The organism is Lentzea nigeriaca (genome assembly GCF_016907955.1).
In the GTDB taxonomy this organism is placed as follows: Bacteria; Actinomycetota; Actinomycetes; order Mycobacteriales; family Pseudonocardiaceae; genus Lentzea; species Lentzea nigeriaca.
The window spans coordinates 148,093-161,167 of the sequence record NZ_JAFBCX010000007.1; the positions used below are offsets into that span (position 1 = coordinate 148,093).

Below are 13,075 nucleotides of genomic sequence, written 5' to 3' on the forward strand. Positions count from 1 at the left end.
GCCGAGCCCCCAGACCCCAGCCGGGGGCACGCCCCCGGACCCCCGTAGGTTGCCCGGCGCGTGTCGTCTCTGCCGCCCCCTCGTCCTGCCCCGGCGCGGGTCGCGTCCTTGTCGTCGCCGTCGTCTTGACCGGTGTGTCGTCGCCCTTGTGTTGACCGGCGGGTGTCGTCTCTGTCGTCGGCCTTTGTTCCCACTCTCGCCAGGTCCACTCTGGGTGGGCCTATTTACACCTTGGGGTGACTCAGGTCACAGGTGTTTGGGTTCCGTGACCGAGCCGTTATCGTGTTCCGGTGCCTATCGGATCCCTCGGACGCTCCAAGTCCGGCCGTCACCGTCCCGCGGACGAACCGCAGGAGACGTTGCCCGACGAGGAGCTGACCTCTTACCTGGCAGCACTGGCCCCGGACTCGGACAACGAGACCACCGCGTCGGGCTTCGGCAACGCGCAGGTGTACCAGCTGCGGCTGCAGCTCATGGCCAACGAGCAGCTCAAGGAGCTCGCCGCCGAGCGCCAGACCTCCCCGCAGGCGCTCGCCACGGAGTGGGTCATGCAGCGACTGGAGTGGGAAGCGCGTCAGCGCGGCCAGTAGCCAGTCACACGACAACGCAGAAGGACCCTCGGCCGAGCCCGGCCGAGGGTCCTTCTCACGTGCGACTAGATTTGCGGCGAATCAGATCGCACGGACGTTCTGAGCCTGCGGGCCCTTGGTGCCCTGGCCGACCTCGAACTCCACGCGCTGGTTCTCCTCCAGGGTGCGGAAGCCCTGACCCTGGATCTCCGAGTAGTGGACGAAGACGTCTGCGCCGCCGTTGTCCTGGGCGATGAAGCCGAAGCCCTTCTCGGAGTTGAACCACTTGACAGTGCCCTGTGCCATGTACCTGCCTCCATCGCAGGAAAGCTTGGGGCTGCACCGTGCAGCCCCGGCCGTCCCGGGGGCGGTCAGTCCGCTCAACTCGAGCGCACGGCACGCCCGCGTGTCGTTCCGCGAGCGTGTGAAGCACGAACACAGAAACCACGGCCTGCGCGGGTCAGCCTAACGTGTGATGCGTCATAGCACTACAGGTCATTACTGGCCAGTTGCGTGCCTCAATAGGAGGAAACCCGCTGGTCCGGGTGGGTGATCGCGTTCTCCCATGCAACGTGCCAGCACCCCCGTGCGTCTCCTGTGCATCGTTCGAGGGGATCTTGGGGAGAGCACGTGTTCAGGCCGCTGATGTTGGCTGTACTACTGGGGTTGACCGCTTGCAGTGCCGCGCCCGACGCACCGTCGTCGCCGGCCGCTCCGGTCGTGGAGAACAAGGCGAAGGCGGCACTGACCGTGACGCCGGCGTCGGGTGAGGGGATCAGCCCGGCGGGTCCGTTCCAGGTGGGTGTCACGGGAGGTGCACTGACCGCCGTCGCACTCACCAACGCGGAGGGCAAGCCCGTCAAGGGGGACCTGACGGCCGACAGGTGGGTCGCCACCGAGGACCTGGGTTACGACAAGGTCTACACGTGGTCGGGGTCGGCGAAGGGCGAGGACGGCGCGGAGGTGCCCGTCAGCGGGTCGTTCCGCACGCTCAAGCCGCAGCGGCTCACCAGCGCGTCGATGAACGTCGGCGACCACGAGACGTACGGCGTCGCGATGCCGATCAAGGTGACCTTCAGCTCGCCGGTGCAGGACAAGGCGTCGGTGCAGAAGAGCATGACCGTCACGACGTCGACGCCGACCGAGGGCGCCTGGGCCTGGCTGTCCGACACCGAGGCGCACTGGCGCCCGCGCGAGTACTGGAAGCCGAACACCGAGGTTTCCGTGGACGCCAACGTGTACGGCGTGCCGTTCGGGGGCGGCGCGTACGGGGCGGAGGACGTGCACGTCCAGTTCAAGATCGCGGACAGGGCCCTGGTGGTGAAGGCGGACACGAAGTCGCACCGGTTCGTCATCTACCGCGACGGCGTGCAGCTGTACGACTTCCCGGCCTCGTACGGGAAGGAGAGTGTCCGGGATCGCGTCACCCGTTCCGGCACGCACGTGGTGATGCAGAAGGAGGCCAAGCGCACCATGACCAACCAGAAGTTCGGCTACGAGAACGTCCCGGTCACGTGGGCCGTGCTGATCTCCGACAACGGCGAGTTCGTGCACGAGTACGCGAATTCGGTTCCGCAGCAGGGCAGGGAGAACGTCTCGCACGGGTGCGCGAACCTCTCACCGGCCAACGCGAAGACGTTCTTCGACCTGACGATGATCGGCGACCCGGTCGAGGTGCTGAACTCCTCGGTGCACCTCAGCGAGGAGCCGCAGTTCGCCTACCACGACTGGGCGCTCGACTGGGCGACCTGGACGTCGAAGTCCGCGGCGAAGAACTAGTAGCGTGTCGCCGCTATCGCGCTCTCATGGCTGCCAACTGCACGGTTGGCAGCAGTCGGGGTGATCAGCAAACGTTTGCGTCAGCATTTCTCTACCGCCAACTCGGCAGCGACGTGCATGAGAACGCGACCATCCGGGCTTTCGGTGACGAGCACCAGACCGCCCAGCCCCCTGCCCGACTCAGCGGAGCACAACCAAGCCGCGACGCTCTACTAGCTCTTCTCGGTGATCTGGGGTGGTTGCGGGATCTCGTAACCCGACGGACCGACGTTGCGTTCGAGGGCCCGCTTCCACTCACCGCTCGAAATCATCTTCTCGATGGCGGCGTTCACGGCGTCCCGCGACTTGGTGTCGCCCTTGGGAACGCCGATGCCGTAGCGCTCCTTGGAGAACGGCTTGCCGACGAGCTTGAGCAGCTCGGGGTTCTCCGCGGCAAACCCGGCGAGGATGACCTCGTCGGTGGTGACGGCGTCGACGTTGCCCGCCATCAGCGCGATGACGCAGTCGCTGTACTGGCCGTACTCGATGATCTGCACACCCTGGGCGTGCTCGCTCTTCACCTTCTGCGCGGAGGTGGAACCCTTGACCGAGCACAGCTTGCGGCCGTTCAGCGTCTCCGGGCCCTGGATGGACTGCTCGGTGAAGCGGACGAGCATGCCCTGGCCGGTCTCGAAGTACGGGCCGGCGAAGGCCACCTTCTCCTTGCGGGCGTGGGTGATCGAGTAGGACGCGACGATCAGGTCGGCCTCGCCGTTCTGCAGCATCGACTCGCGGGCCGCGCCGCGGGCCTCCTTGAAGGTGATGCCGCTTTCCTTCACGCCCAGCTCGTTCGCGACGTACCTGGCGACGTCGACGTCGAAGCCGACGTAACGCCCGTCGAGGCGCCGCTGGCTGAGGCCGGGCTGGTCGTAGCGGATGCCGATCGTCAGCTTGCCGGTGTCCGCACGTCCGATGACTGTGCTGGTGTCACCGCTCCCACAGGCGGTGGCGAGCACCGCTACGGCAGTCAGGAGCGCGGCACGACGGATCACAACAGGCCTTCCGGAGGGTTGTTCGAGATTCGTGCGCAATGCTACGGACCTGCGACGATGATCAACTGTGATGTGTGACAACTACGGCAGTCGAGTCCTCCTGGGTGTCACACTTCGGCCCTCGCGGGCGATGGCCCTGCGGATGTGGCCAGGTGGGACCATCCGGCGCAGCCCCGGCGGGATGAGCAGAGCCGTTCGGCGCAGCATCCGCAGCCGAAAAGTCGCGTTCCGGTACGGCGGGTGCCCGTGCAGATCTATTGCCCAATCGGGCAGCACCGAGTACGCGAGGTGCCCCACCAGCACCTTGTAGATCGGCATAGCGTGGCGCAGAACACCCTGCGTGGCCGGTCCGTGCAGGAAGTTGTAGATCAACTCGGAGTCCGGCGTCCTGCCGAGCGACGGCCGGATGGCGTCGAAGTACTCGTCCATTTCGCGTCGTGAACCCGGCACTTCGTCGGCGTGCAGGCCCACGAGAGCGGCCGCGAACCGCTGCTCTGCGTAGTACCGGTCCTTCTGCCGGTCCGTCAACCCATAACCGGCTCGGTCGAGAACCGTCTCGAAGCTGTAGACCTCGGAGCAATGCACCCAGAGCAGCAACTCGGGTTCGTCGATCCGGAACGTCCTGCCGTCCACGACCGCGCGCAGTTCGCGGTGGGTGGCGCGAACCCGTGCCGCAGCGGCCTGGATCGCCTCGTCGGTGCCGTACACGCCGAGTCCCACGAAGTCCGCCGTGCGCCGCAGCCTTCCGAACGGGTCGGTCTTGAAGTTGGAGTTCTGCACGACGCCCGCCACCGCCTTCGGGTGCAGCGACTGCAGGTAGAGGCTGGAGATGCCGGCGACCCACATCATCGGGTCCGCGTACATCTGCCAGCTCACGGAGTTCGGATTGTTGGGCACGAGCATGCGCACATCGTCCCGTCTCGCGAAGATGATGGCCATGGACCTGGATCAGGCACGGGAAGTGCTTCGCAGCCAGCACCGAGCGGTGTTCTGCGCGTTGAAGTCGGACGGCACGCCGTCGATGTCGCCGGTGCTCGTCGCGTTGGACGACAACGGCGATGTGCTCGTCTCCACACGAGCGACCGCCTACAAGACCAAGCAGGTCCAACGCGACCCGAACGTCTCGTTGTGCGTGCTGCCGGACAGCTTCTTCGGGCGGTGGATCCAGATCAACGGAACTGCGACGATCGTGCCGTTGCCGGAGGCGATGGACCTGCTGGTCGAGTACTACCGGACGATCTCCGGTGAACACGAGGACTGGAACGAGTACCGGGCCGCGATGGAACGCGAGCAGCGGGTCATCCTGCGGATCTCGCTGACCGGCGCGGGACCGGACAGGACTGGGTGATTCTCGCGCCGACCGGTAACACCGTTAGCGGGAGCAACGATTTCCACGGGGACGGCGGCTACCGGGCAGGCGGAACCTGGGGAGCGGAAGCGATGACTGGTGTCAGACGCCGCGGCTACTTGGTGGCCGCGGTGGCAGTGATGGGCGCTGCCCTGGTGGCGGCGTTGTTCGCGGCACGTCCGGACAAACCGGTGGACATCCGGCTCGTTGCTCCGCCACCTCCCGCACCGCAGACCGTCACCGCCACCGCGACCACGATCGTCTCCGCTGTCGGTCCGGTGGCGGTCACCACTCCCGAGCCGCCTCCTCCGCCCGTGGCCGCCAAGCCGCTTCCCCGGCAGAAACCGGTGCCGACGACGTCGCTGCCCGCCACGTCGTCGCGGCCTCGTGACCTCCTCGACTTCCTGCGCTGCGACTACAAGTACTTCGGCGAGGACGACATCGGGCGTTGCCTGCCGTGGCCCCTCACGCCGAAAGAGCTGTGCCAGTACGTGAAGGACCACGACCTGATCGACGTGCGCGACCACGACGGCCACGAGCTCGTCCTCGACTGCGACTAGGCCTTGAGCTCGGCCAGTTTTCGCAGGTTCGCCTCCGCACGGGTGCCCAGCAGCTGGGCCTCGCCGAGGTAGTGGTCGTCGATCAACGCCTCGACCTCGTCGTCGTTCATCGCGGGGACGACCCTGGCGGCCATCCTGATCATGTTGCGATAGCTGCCCTGCAACAGGAACTCCCCGCCGCTCGCCGCCGACGCGATGTACTCCTGGTTGACCCTGAGCACGACTTCCTGGATCCGTTGCAGCTTGCGGACCACCGACAGCATCCGTTCCAGCTCGACGGTCTCGTAATCGTGGCGAACGCTCTCGCCGTTCGCCAGGCGCACCAACGGTTCCACGTCCACGTTGTTGAGTGTCGGGTTGGCGCCTGACGCGTTCTCCAGGTAGCTCAACGCAAACAGGGCATCGCGACCGGACAGCACGTCGCCCAGGTTCCACACGTCCGCGCGGTTCGCGAGCATGTCAGGGACGCGGAAAGCGCGGCCGGTCTCGGTGTACGGGTTGCCCGCCATCGACACCGCGAAGCGCTTGCCCCGCAGGTCGAACGTGCGTGCCTCGCCGTCCCACACGCCGTCAACGCGTCGTTGTGCGTCGCACAACGAGATGAACTTCTGCAGCAGCTCAGGCGATGTGTGCTGGATGTCGTCGACGTGCAGCAGAACGTTGCTGCCGAGGGCGAACGCGAAGTTGATCCGCTCGACTTCCTGGCGTGCCGTGGCATTCGGTGCCTCCTGCGGGTCGAGCGAGGTGACGCCGCTGCCCAGCGCCGGGCCGTTGACCTTGACGAACACCATGCCCAGGCGGTTCGCGACGTACTCCATCAGCGTCGTCTTGCCGTAGCCGGGCGGGGAGATCAGCATCAGCAGGCCCGTGCCGTCGTTCAGCTGCTTGGCGAGGTTGTCGCCGATCAGCGGCAGGTAGACCTCGTTCAGCAACCTGTTGCGCACGAACGTGTTCAGCACCGCCGGGCGGTAGTCGTCGAGCCGGAGCCTGCGGCGTTCCCGCGCGATCAGGTCGTCGCGTTGGCGCTGGTAGGCGCGGAACGCGGGCACCTGATCCCGGTGGAAACGGCGCAACCTGGTGAGCGTTTCGTCTAGGCGGAGCTCCATCGACTGGTTCTGGATCCGCGGGTGCGTGCCGAGCAGGCCGGTGACGGACTCGGTCAGAGCGGCGCTGGAGTCGTAGCGCGGCAGGTCGGTGAGGAGGACGGCGACGACCTCGGGGAACTCAGGGCAGTCCTCGTCGCCGAGGAACGCCCGCAGCCACGCCTCGATCAGGTCACGGTCGCGCAGGTCCTCGGTGACCACCGCCCTGAACCTGTCGATCACGGCCCTGGCGGCCTTGCTGGTGACGAATCCCCGCGGCTCGCAGGCGAGTTCCTCGAACAGGTACTCGGCGGCGAGATCGTCGAGGCCGAACTGCTTCGTCAGCTCCGGAATCCCGTGTGTGCCGCCGAAGATCGTGCGGGCACGGGCCAGCGACTCGGCCTTGCGCGCCCAGACCGCCCGGTGGTCCTCCGGCTGATCGGACCAGAAGATCTGCGCGGCGGCACGAGCCGCCGGCGGATACCTCAGGAGTCCCGCACCGGCGTGGAGTCGTTGCAGGACAGCGAGAATCTTCGCGGCGTCGTGGTCGTGGACGCCCTTCTCGTAGCCCTCGTCGTAACGTTCGGCGGCGGCGTTGACGACGTCCGTGCGACCCTCGGCGAGCAGGCATCCGGCGAGGTGTTCCGACCGGTAGACGTCCTGGGTCTCCGAGACCAGCAGCTGGTCCCAGAACTCGCGGGTGTGCTGGAAACCCGTGACCTCGCTGCGGTAGTCGGTGCCGGTCACCGCGTAGAACAACCGGCCGTCGCGCGGCACCAGCGTGAGGTTCATCGGCTCGGTCGTCACCGGGAAACGGTGACGACCGAGCACGATCGACGCGCCGTCGTACAGATCGGCCCGGTCGCGCAGCGCCCGGCCTCCCTCTTGCCGGGCATCACGCAGACTCGCGTCGAGCTCGTCCGCCCGCACGTCGCCGAGGCTTCTGAGTTCCTCGGCCACCGTGCGGACCTTGGCGACCATCGGGTCGCCGGCGAAGTACGTGTTGATCTCGTCGGTCGAGGTGAGCTTCCCGACGCGACGGCGGATCGTACCGAGTACGCGTTCGGCCGACTGCACGAGCCTGTCCGCTTTGCGCGCCCGTTCGTCGAGCAGCGTCTGCTTGCGGGCGGAGAAGGCCTCGTAGACGTCCGTGCGCTTGGCGCCGATCTGGGCGAGGAAGTCGTCGAACTCGCCGAACCGCGACTCCAGGTTCTCGAGCTGCAGGAGGAGGCGGCCGAGCTGGTCGTCGCAGCGCTGCGGGGTATCCGCGACCGACAACGCACCGGTGATGGCCTGGCCGAGCAGCGCGAACTCCGCCGCGAACTCGGCTCTGCCCTCCGCGTTCGCCAGCTGGGCCCTGCGACCGTCCACAGTGGCGCGTGCACGGTTCACCGCGGCCAGGACCTCGCCGATGCTCGCCAGGATCTGCGTGCGGGTGGTCGTGTCGGCGGCTTCGAGCGTGCTGACGACCTCGGTCAGCACCTCCAGGCCGGTCTGCTGCTGCGCCAGGCGTTCGTGCAGCGGCATGGCCTCGGCGGCGGTCTTCAGCTCCGCGGCCGCGATCTGCTCGATCTCCTCGTGGTACTGGGCGAACGCGCCCTCGCCGCTGAGGAACGCGACGGCGCGGCGTGCCGACGCACCCAGTTCCTCGACCAGTTCGGCCTCGCGGCGGTCGATCTCGTCGAGGTCGACGTACTTCAGCTCCTTGAGCGTGATCAGCCGGCCCTGAGCGGACCGCAGATCAGCCAGCAGCCGGACCCACTCGTCGGCGCTGCGCGGTGCGGCGGACCTGGCGAGCCTGATCAGCGAGGCGAGCTTTTCGGACGCGGTGTGAAGCTGCTCGGCGGCGTGCTCGGTGAGCTTGCGAACGGCCTCGAACTCGTCCAGCACCTGCTCCGCGGTGGCGCGGACGGCCAGGACGTCGTCCTTGAGCCCCAGCTCGGCGAGCCAGTGGACACCGTCGATCACCCTGGTGCACAGGGCGATCAAGCCTTCGAACACCGGCGCTGACGGGGTCATCTCGGCGGCCATGCGCGTGACGCTCAGGCAGTCCGAGATGCCGCGGACCAGGTCGGCGTTGCCGATGCGGGCGAGCGGGCCCGCCTGCTCCGGCAGCACCTCGTCCTGCACGAACGGCGTGCGCCAGACCTGCATCGGATGCACGCGGACGGGGTCGGAGCCGGTCTCGCGGAAGATCACCAGCGTGCCGTCGGCGAAGAGCGAGTAGCCGTGGCAGGTGATCGGGGTCGCGACCTCCTTGCGGATCACGTTGTAGGGCAACAACAAGCTGCGACCCTCGCGGCGGGCGTGGTAGACGAACAGCACGTCCTCGCCGTTCGCCGACCGGATGACCCGCTCGAACTCCAGGTCGTTCGTGTCGACGTCGAACGTCTTGTCCGCACCCGTGACGAGGTAGTAGCCGCCGGGGAAGATGATCCCCTGGTCCTCCGGCAGGCGCTGGCACGCCTGACCGATGCCATCGAGCCTGGCCACGGTCTTGGTGCGGGTGTTGAAGACCAGATGCCGCCACACCGTCTCGTTGTACGGGCGGATCCTGAGCAGGATCAACGGGCCGACGCGGGCGTAGTGCACGTCGGCGTCCGCGAGGCTCTGCAACGGCTCGTCGACGGGCTCGTCGTAGACGCCCTCGCCGGTCTCGGTGTTGTTCTCGATCTTGACGGTCAGCGTGCCGCCGACCGTCTCGACGAAGACCTCGTTCTCGATCGCGATGTGCGGGTGCCGACCGAGAACGTGCTGCTCACGGGTGGTCTCGATCCACGTGACATCGTGCGAGGGCGGGAACACGTGGTCGCGGTCGCCGCGGTTGTCGAGGTAGGTGACTGTGCCGTCGACCGCGATGTCCCAGCGCAGCACGCGGATGTCCTCGATCCGCGCGCCGGTCTGGAACACCGCGAGCAGCCGTGACTCGACGATCCGCAGTTGGAGCAGCCGCGTGTCGCGGTAGTAGCGGTAGAGCTCGGCGAAGTCGTTGACGAACCTCGGGTCGTTGAGGAAATCGGCCTGTACGGCGCCGAAATCCTTGCCGTGGACCGCGAAGACGTCCTTGACCGCGGTCTCGGGCTTGAGGCCCATGAACACGTTGTAGCCGAACAACATCAGGTCGCCGAGCGGCACGATGTCGCGCGGTACGCAGTTGTTCTCGGTGCGGATCCGTTCGGTGGCGACGAGCTCGAAAGCCGTGCTGCCGAACGTCTCGACGCGCTGGGTGTTCAGCGCCTCGGTGCTCCGGGCGAGCCCGGCGGCCTGTTCGGCCAGCCGGGCTCTCAGCACCTCGTAGGTCCCTGCGTCCAGCCCAGGAGAATTGGACACCGTCATGCGTTCTGCCCGTTGGCCTTGGCCATCTGGGTCAGGGCCAGCGCGGCGGCCAGGTTCTGCGCGTCACCCGTGGTGAACGAGCTGAGGATCTTGGTCAGGTCCTCCGGGAAGCTCGCCGTCCCGTCCATCCACTTGGCGCCCAACGCCTGCACGACGTCCGAGCTGCCGACGAACCCGTCGACCTGCTTGCCCGCGGTGATCGCGCTGGCGATCTTGTCGAAGAACATCGTGTCGCCACCGACGATGTCGATGTCGGCCTTCTCCAGCCCGGCGGCGAGCACCATGGCCTGGGCCTCGGCGACCTGGCGCTGCACGTCGATGCCCTTGAGCCGGATCTCCTTCTCCGCCTCCAGGCGCAGTCGGTACTCCTCGTGCTCGCGGGTCGCGGAGTCGAGCGCGGCCATCGCCTCCGCCTTGTGCGACAGGCCTTCCGCCTCGCCCTTGAGGCGTTCCTTGATGCCCTCGGCGTCGGCCAGGGCCTTCTCGCGGTCGACCACGGCCTCGGCGCGACCGATCTTCTCGATGGCCTCGGCGTCGCGTTCCCTGACCTGCACGTTCGCGAGTCCGGCCGCGGCGGTCTCGGCCTGGATGCCCTCGGCGAGCCGCATCTTGGCGCGGGCGTCGAGGTCGGCGGCCTGCTGGCGCGACTCGGCGAGCACGACGACCTCGCGGGCCTTGTGCTGCGCGGCCTGTTCCGCGGCCTCGGCGGCCTTGATGTCCTTGACCAGCGACTGCTGCGCCTCGGCCTCGGCCATGATCACGATCTGCTGCCGCTCGCGTTCGGCCTCCTCGACCGCACGCAGGCGCTTGATGTTCTCCTCCTGCTCGGCCACCGTCTTCTCGACCGCGACCCGCTCGCGCACCAGGTCGGCGATGGCGCGGCGCTCGTGCTCGAGCTCCTTGTCCTTCTCGATCATGCGCAGCGCGGTCTCGCGTTCGCGGGCGATGACCTCCAGCAGACGGTCCTTCTCGATGCGCTCGGTCTCGACGGCGATCACGCGCTCGCGGTTCTTCTCCGCCACGGCGATCTCGCGGGCCTTGTTCTCGGCCTGGATGCCGAGCTGCTCCTCGGTGCGGATGAACGCGGTGTTGGCCTTGAGCCTTTCCTCGGCCTGGACCTTCTGGGTCTCCGCCTCCTGCTGCGCGCGGGCGGTCTCGATCTCGCGCTTCTGCCTGATCTCCGCGTCCGCCTGCCGCCGTTCGAGCTCGAGGATCGCCTCACGCGCGCTGACGTTCTGGCGCGTGATCTCCTTCTCCTCGTTGCGGGTGAACTCGTTGGTCTTGACGTGCTCGATCGCGGTCAGCTCGGTGATCTTGCGGATGCCCTGAGCGTCCAGGATGTTCGCCGGGTCGAGCTGCTTGAGCGGCGTCTGCTCCAGGTAGTCGATGGCCGCGTCCTCGAGGCTGTAGCCGTTGAGGTCGGTGCCGATGACCTGCACGATCCGGTCGCGGAACTCGTCGCGGTGGGTGTAGAGGTCGACGAAGTCGAGCTGCTTGCCGACGGTCTTCAGCGCCTCGGAGAACTTGGCGTTGAACAGCTCCTGCAACGTGCTCTCGTGGCTCGCGCGCTCGGTGCCGATCGCCTGCGCCACCTTGATGACGTCCTCGACCGTCTTGTTCACCCGCACGAAGAACGTGATGCGGATGTCGGCGCGGATGTTGTCCTTGCAGATCAGGCCCTCGTTGCCGGCTCTGCGGATCTCGATGGTCTTCACCGAGATGTCCATCATCTCGCATCTGTGCAGCACCGGTAGGACCACTGTGCCGGTGAAGGTCACGTCGACCTTGCGCATCTTCGAGACGATCAGTGCCTTGCCCTGCTCACACTTCTTGAACAGCCTGCTCAACGTGATCATCGCCAGGACCAGCACGACCACGACCACCGCGATCAGCACGAGCAAACCCGTCGAAATCGCACCCATTGTCAGCCCCCTGTGGTGATGTCCACGACCCAGAAGAACTCGCCTTCAGCGTCGTAGTCGAAGATCAGCGCGGTTTGTCCCGCTTGCAGTTCGGTGCTCTTCGCGGCTCGCACCTGCACGACAGCCGTGCCGCCGTCGTCGGCCGTGACCTCGGCCTGTCCGTAGTTCTCGGTGACCCGCGCCGTCCGCACGATCGCCGTGCGGCCCACGAAGTCGTTGCGGGACGCGGGTTTCTCCGGTTTGGTCCAGTTCCTCACCGGGATGCTGAAGATCTTCGTCGCGAGCGCGCCCACCAGCAGCGCGCCGATCAGGACGGCGTACCGGAGCTTGCCCTCCGGCGTCACCACCGTGCCGACCAGCGCGGCGAACCACGTGATCACGACGAACATCGAGATGGAGATCGGCGGCACCGGGGCGTCGAAGTCCAGGCCCACCAGCGCGACCGTGAGCCAGTACGCCAGCACCACGAGCACCAGGAAGCTGAACAGCACGGTCGGGAAAGCCAGCGCGGCAGCCATGAACTCGGTCATCATCGCCCCCCTTCTTGCCGACTAGATGTCTTGGGGAGCGGATTTGTTGAACCTGGGGGAATGATCGACGTCACTCGGTCGTTGAAGTGATCATGGACATGGGGGTGCAGGGACTGAACATGGGCGACACGATCGCCCCCGCGGAGACCCTTCGGCTGGCGGAGCTCGTGGAACAGCTCGGTTACCGGTCGTGGTGGGCGTCGGAGCACGTCGTGCTGCCGAGCCCGCGGGTCGACCCGTCGCCGTCGGAGCCGGACACGCCGCTGCTCGACCCGCTGGTGAGCCTCGGTTTCGTGGCGGCGGCCACGACCAGGCTGGAGCTGGGCACCGGCATCGTGATCCTGCCGCAGCGCAACCCGGTGGTGCTCGCGAAGCAGGTGGCGTCGCTCGACGTGCTGAGCAACGGCCGCTTCACGCTCGGCGTCGGCGCGGGCTACCTGCCGCAGGAGTTCGCCGCGGTAGGCGTCCCGTTCGCGGGTCGCGGCCAGCGCACCGACGAGTACATCGACGCCATGCGGGCGTTGTGGGACTCGCCGGCGCCGGCCTTCGAGGGCAAGCACGTGTCGTTCAGCGACATCGACGCCCACCCGCGACCGTCCAACGCCCGAATCGCCGTCGGCGGAGCGTCCGACGGCGCCCTGCGCCGCGCGTTGACCCGCGGCAACGCGTGGATCGGCATCGGCACCCCCGAGGAGACCGCGGCCAACCTGAAGCGAATCCGCAGGCTCTCCGCGGTCACCGAACGACCGGACTCCCTCGGCGCCCTGGAGATCAACATCGTGGCGACGGCCGAGCTGGACGCCTCGGTGGTCCGCCAGTACGAGGACCTCGGCGTCGACCAGCTGATCGTGTTCCCCGCGGCGATCGACATGCCGCTGGACGAGGCACTGGCGAAGCTGATCGCGCTGCGGTAGGTAG

General features: G+C 67.3%; 11 protein-coding genes. 5 read left to right on the forward strand and 6 right to left on the reverse strand.

What is annotated here, in order from left to right; genetic code table 11:
• The first annotated feature begins 290 nt into the window (after positions 1-290).
• Positions 291-590 (forward strand): hypothetical protein, encoded by a 300-nt coding sequence (locus tag JOD27_RS25225; RefSeq protein ID WP_189253511.1) that lies wholly within the window; start codon positions 291-293, stop codon positions 588-590.
• A gap of 81 nt (positions 591-671) precedes the next feature.
• On the opposite strand, the gene JOD27_RS25230 is transcribed toward JOD27_RS25225, so the two are convergent.
• Positions 672-875 (reverse strand): cold-shock protein, encoded by a 204-nt coding sequence (locus tag JOD27_RS25230; protein WP_030473173.1) that lies wholly within the window; start codon positions 873-875, stop codon positions 672-674.
• A 360-nt stretch (positions 876-1,235) separates the two neighbouring features.
• Here JOD27_RS25230 and JOD27_RS25235 point away from each other — a divergent pair, with 360 nt between their 5' ends.
• Positions 1,236-2,348 carry a L,D-transpeptidase gene (locus tag JOD27_RS25235; RefSeq protein WP_239568716.1) on the forward strand — a complete coding sequence of 371 codons (1,113 nt, stop codon included), beginning with the start codon at positions 1,236-1,238 and terminating at the stop codon, positions 2,346-2,348.
• Between the two features lie 212 nt (positions 2,349-2,560).
• On the opposite strand, the gene JOD27_RS25240 is transcribed toward JOD27_RS25235, so the two are convergent.
• Both JOD27_RS25240 and JOD27_RS25245 read right to left on the reverse strand, forming a co-directional pair.
• Entirely contained in the window at positions 2,561-3,376 is an 816-nt protein-coding gene (locus JOD27_RS25240) for a glutamate ABC transporter substrate-binding protein (RefSeq protein WP_204764979.1), read from the reverse strand.
• 84 nt (positions 3,377-3,460) lie between these two features.
• Positions 3,461-4,282 carry an oxygenase MpaB family protein gene (locus JOD27_RS25245; RefSeq protein ID WP_204764747.1) on the reverse strand — a complete coding sequence of 274 codons (822 nt, stop codon included), beginning with the start codon at positions 4,280-4,282 and terminating at the stop codon, positions 3,461-3,463.
• 34 nt (positions 4,283-4,316) lie between these two features.
• Here JOD27_RS25245 and JOD27_RS25250 point away from each other — a divergent pair, with 34 nt between their 5' ends.
• On the forward strand, positions 4,317-4,727 hold the full coding sequence (locus JOD27_RS25250; RefSeq protein WP_204764748.1) for a PPOX class F420-dependent oxidoreductase: 411 nt from the start codon (positions 4,317-4,319) through the stop codon (positions 4,725-4,727).
• Between the two features lie 92 nt (positions 4,728-4,819).
• The gene (locus tag JOD27_RS25255; protein WP_204764749.1) at positions 4,820-5,287 is read left to right on the forward strand and encodes a hypothetical protein; all 468 of its coding nucleotides are present in this window, start codon (positions 4,820-4,822) and stop codon (positions 5,285-5,287) included.
• On the opposite strand, the gene JOD27_RS25260 is transcribed toward JOD27_RS25255, so the two are convergent.
• Genes JOD27_RS25260 through JOD27_RS25270 form a run of 3 tightly spaced genes read right to left on the reverse strand, consistent with a single transcriptional unit; the run spans position 5,284 to position 12,160 of the window.
• Positions 5,284-9,705 carry a DNA repair ATPase gene (locus JOD27_RS25260; RefSeq protein WP_204764750.1) on the reverse strand — a complete coding sequence of 1,474 codons (4,422 nt, stop codon included), beginning with the start codon at positions 9,703-9,705 and terminating at the stop codon, positions 5,284-5,286. The two genes, JOD27_RS25255 and JOD27_RS25260, sit on opposite strands and share 4 nt — an antisense overlap.
• Positions 9,702-11,627: a flotillin family protein gene (locus tag JOD27_RS25265; RefSeq protein WP_239568718.1), complete on the reverse strand. Its 1,926-nt coding sequence runs from the start codon at positions 11,625-11,627 to the stop codon at positions 9,702-9,704. Before JOD27_RS25265 ends, JOD27_RS25260 begins: the two co-directional genes overlap by 4 nt.
• A gap of 2 nt (positions 11,628-11,629) precedes the next feature.
• Complete coding sequence (locus JOD27_RS25270) at positions 11,630-12,160, reverse strand: hypothetical protein (RefSeq protein ID WP_239568720.1); 531 nt, start codon at positions 12,158-12,160, stop codon at positions 11,630-11,632.
• Positions 12,161-12,255: 95 nt separating this feature from the next.
• On the opposite strand from JOD27_RS25270, the gene JOD27_RS25275 reads away from it, so the two are divergent.
• Complete coding sequence (locus tag JOD27_RS25275; protein ID WP_204764751.1) at positions 12,256-13,071, forward strand: LLM class F420-dependent oxidoreductase; 816 nt, start codon at positions 12,256-12,258, stop codon at positions 13,069-13,071.
• Positions 13,072-13,075: the final 4 nt, after the last annotated feature.

What these genes read in the sequence shown, in the direction of transcription:
- JOD27_RS25230 (WP_030473173.1), bottom strand. Translation starts at nt 875, where the DNA reads ATGGCACAGGGCACTGTCAAGTGGTTCAACTCCGAGAAGGGCTTCGGC.
- JOD27_RS25245 (WP_204764747.1), bottom strand. Translation starts at nt 4,282, where the DNA reads ATGCTCGTGCCCAACAATCCGAACTCCGTGAGCTGGCAGATGTACGCG.
- JOD27_RS25250 (WP_204764748.1), top strand. Translation starts at nt 4,317, where the DNA reads ATGGACCTGGATCAGGCACGGGAAGTGCTTCGCAGCCAGCACCGAGCG.
- JOD27_RS25255 (WP_204764749.1), top strand. Translation starts at nt 4,820, where the DNA reads ATGACTGGTGTCAGACGCCGCGGCTACTTGGTGGCCGCGGTGGCAGTG.
- JOD27_RS25260 (WP_204764750.1), bottom strand. Translation starts at nt 9,705, where the DNA reads ATGACGGTGTCCAATTCTCCTGGGCTGGACGCAGGGACCTACGAGGTG.
- JOD27_RS25265 (WP_239568718.1), bottom strand. Translation starts at nt 11,627, where the DNA reads ATGGGTGCGATTTCGACGGGTTTGCTCGTGCTGATCGCGGTGGTCGTG.
- JOD27_RS25270 (WP_239568720.1), bottom strand. Translation starts at nt 12,160, where the DNA reads ATGATGACCGAGTTCATGGCTGCCGCGCTGGCTTTCCCGACCGTGCTG.
- JOD27_RS25275 (WP_204764751.1), top strand. Translation starts at nt 12,256, where the DNA reads ATGGGGGTGCAGGGACTGAACATGGGCGACACGATCGCCCCCGCGGAG.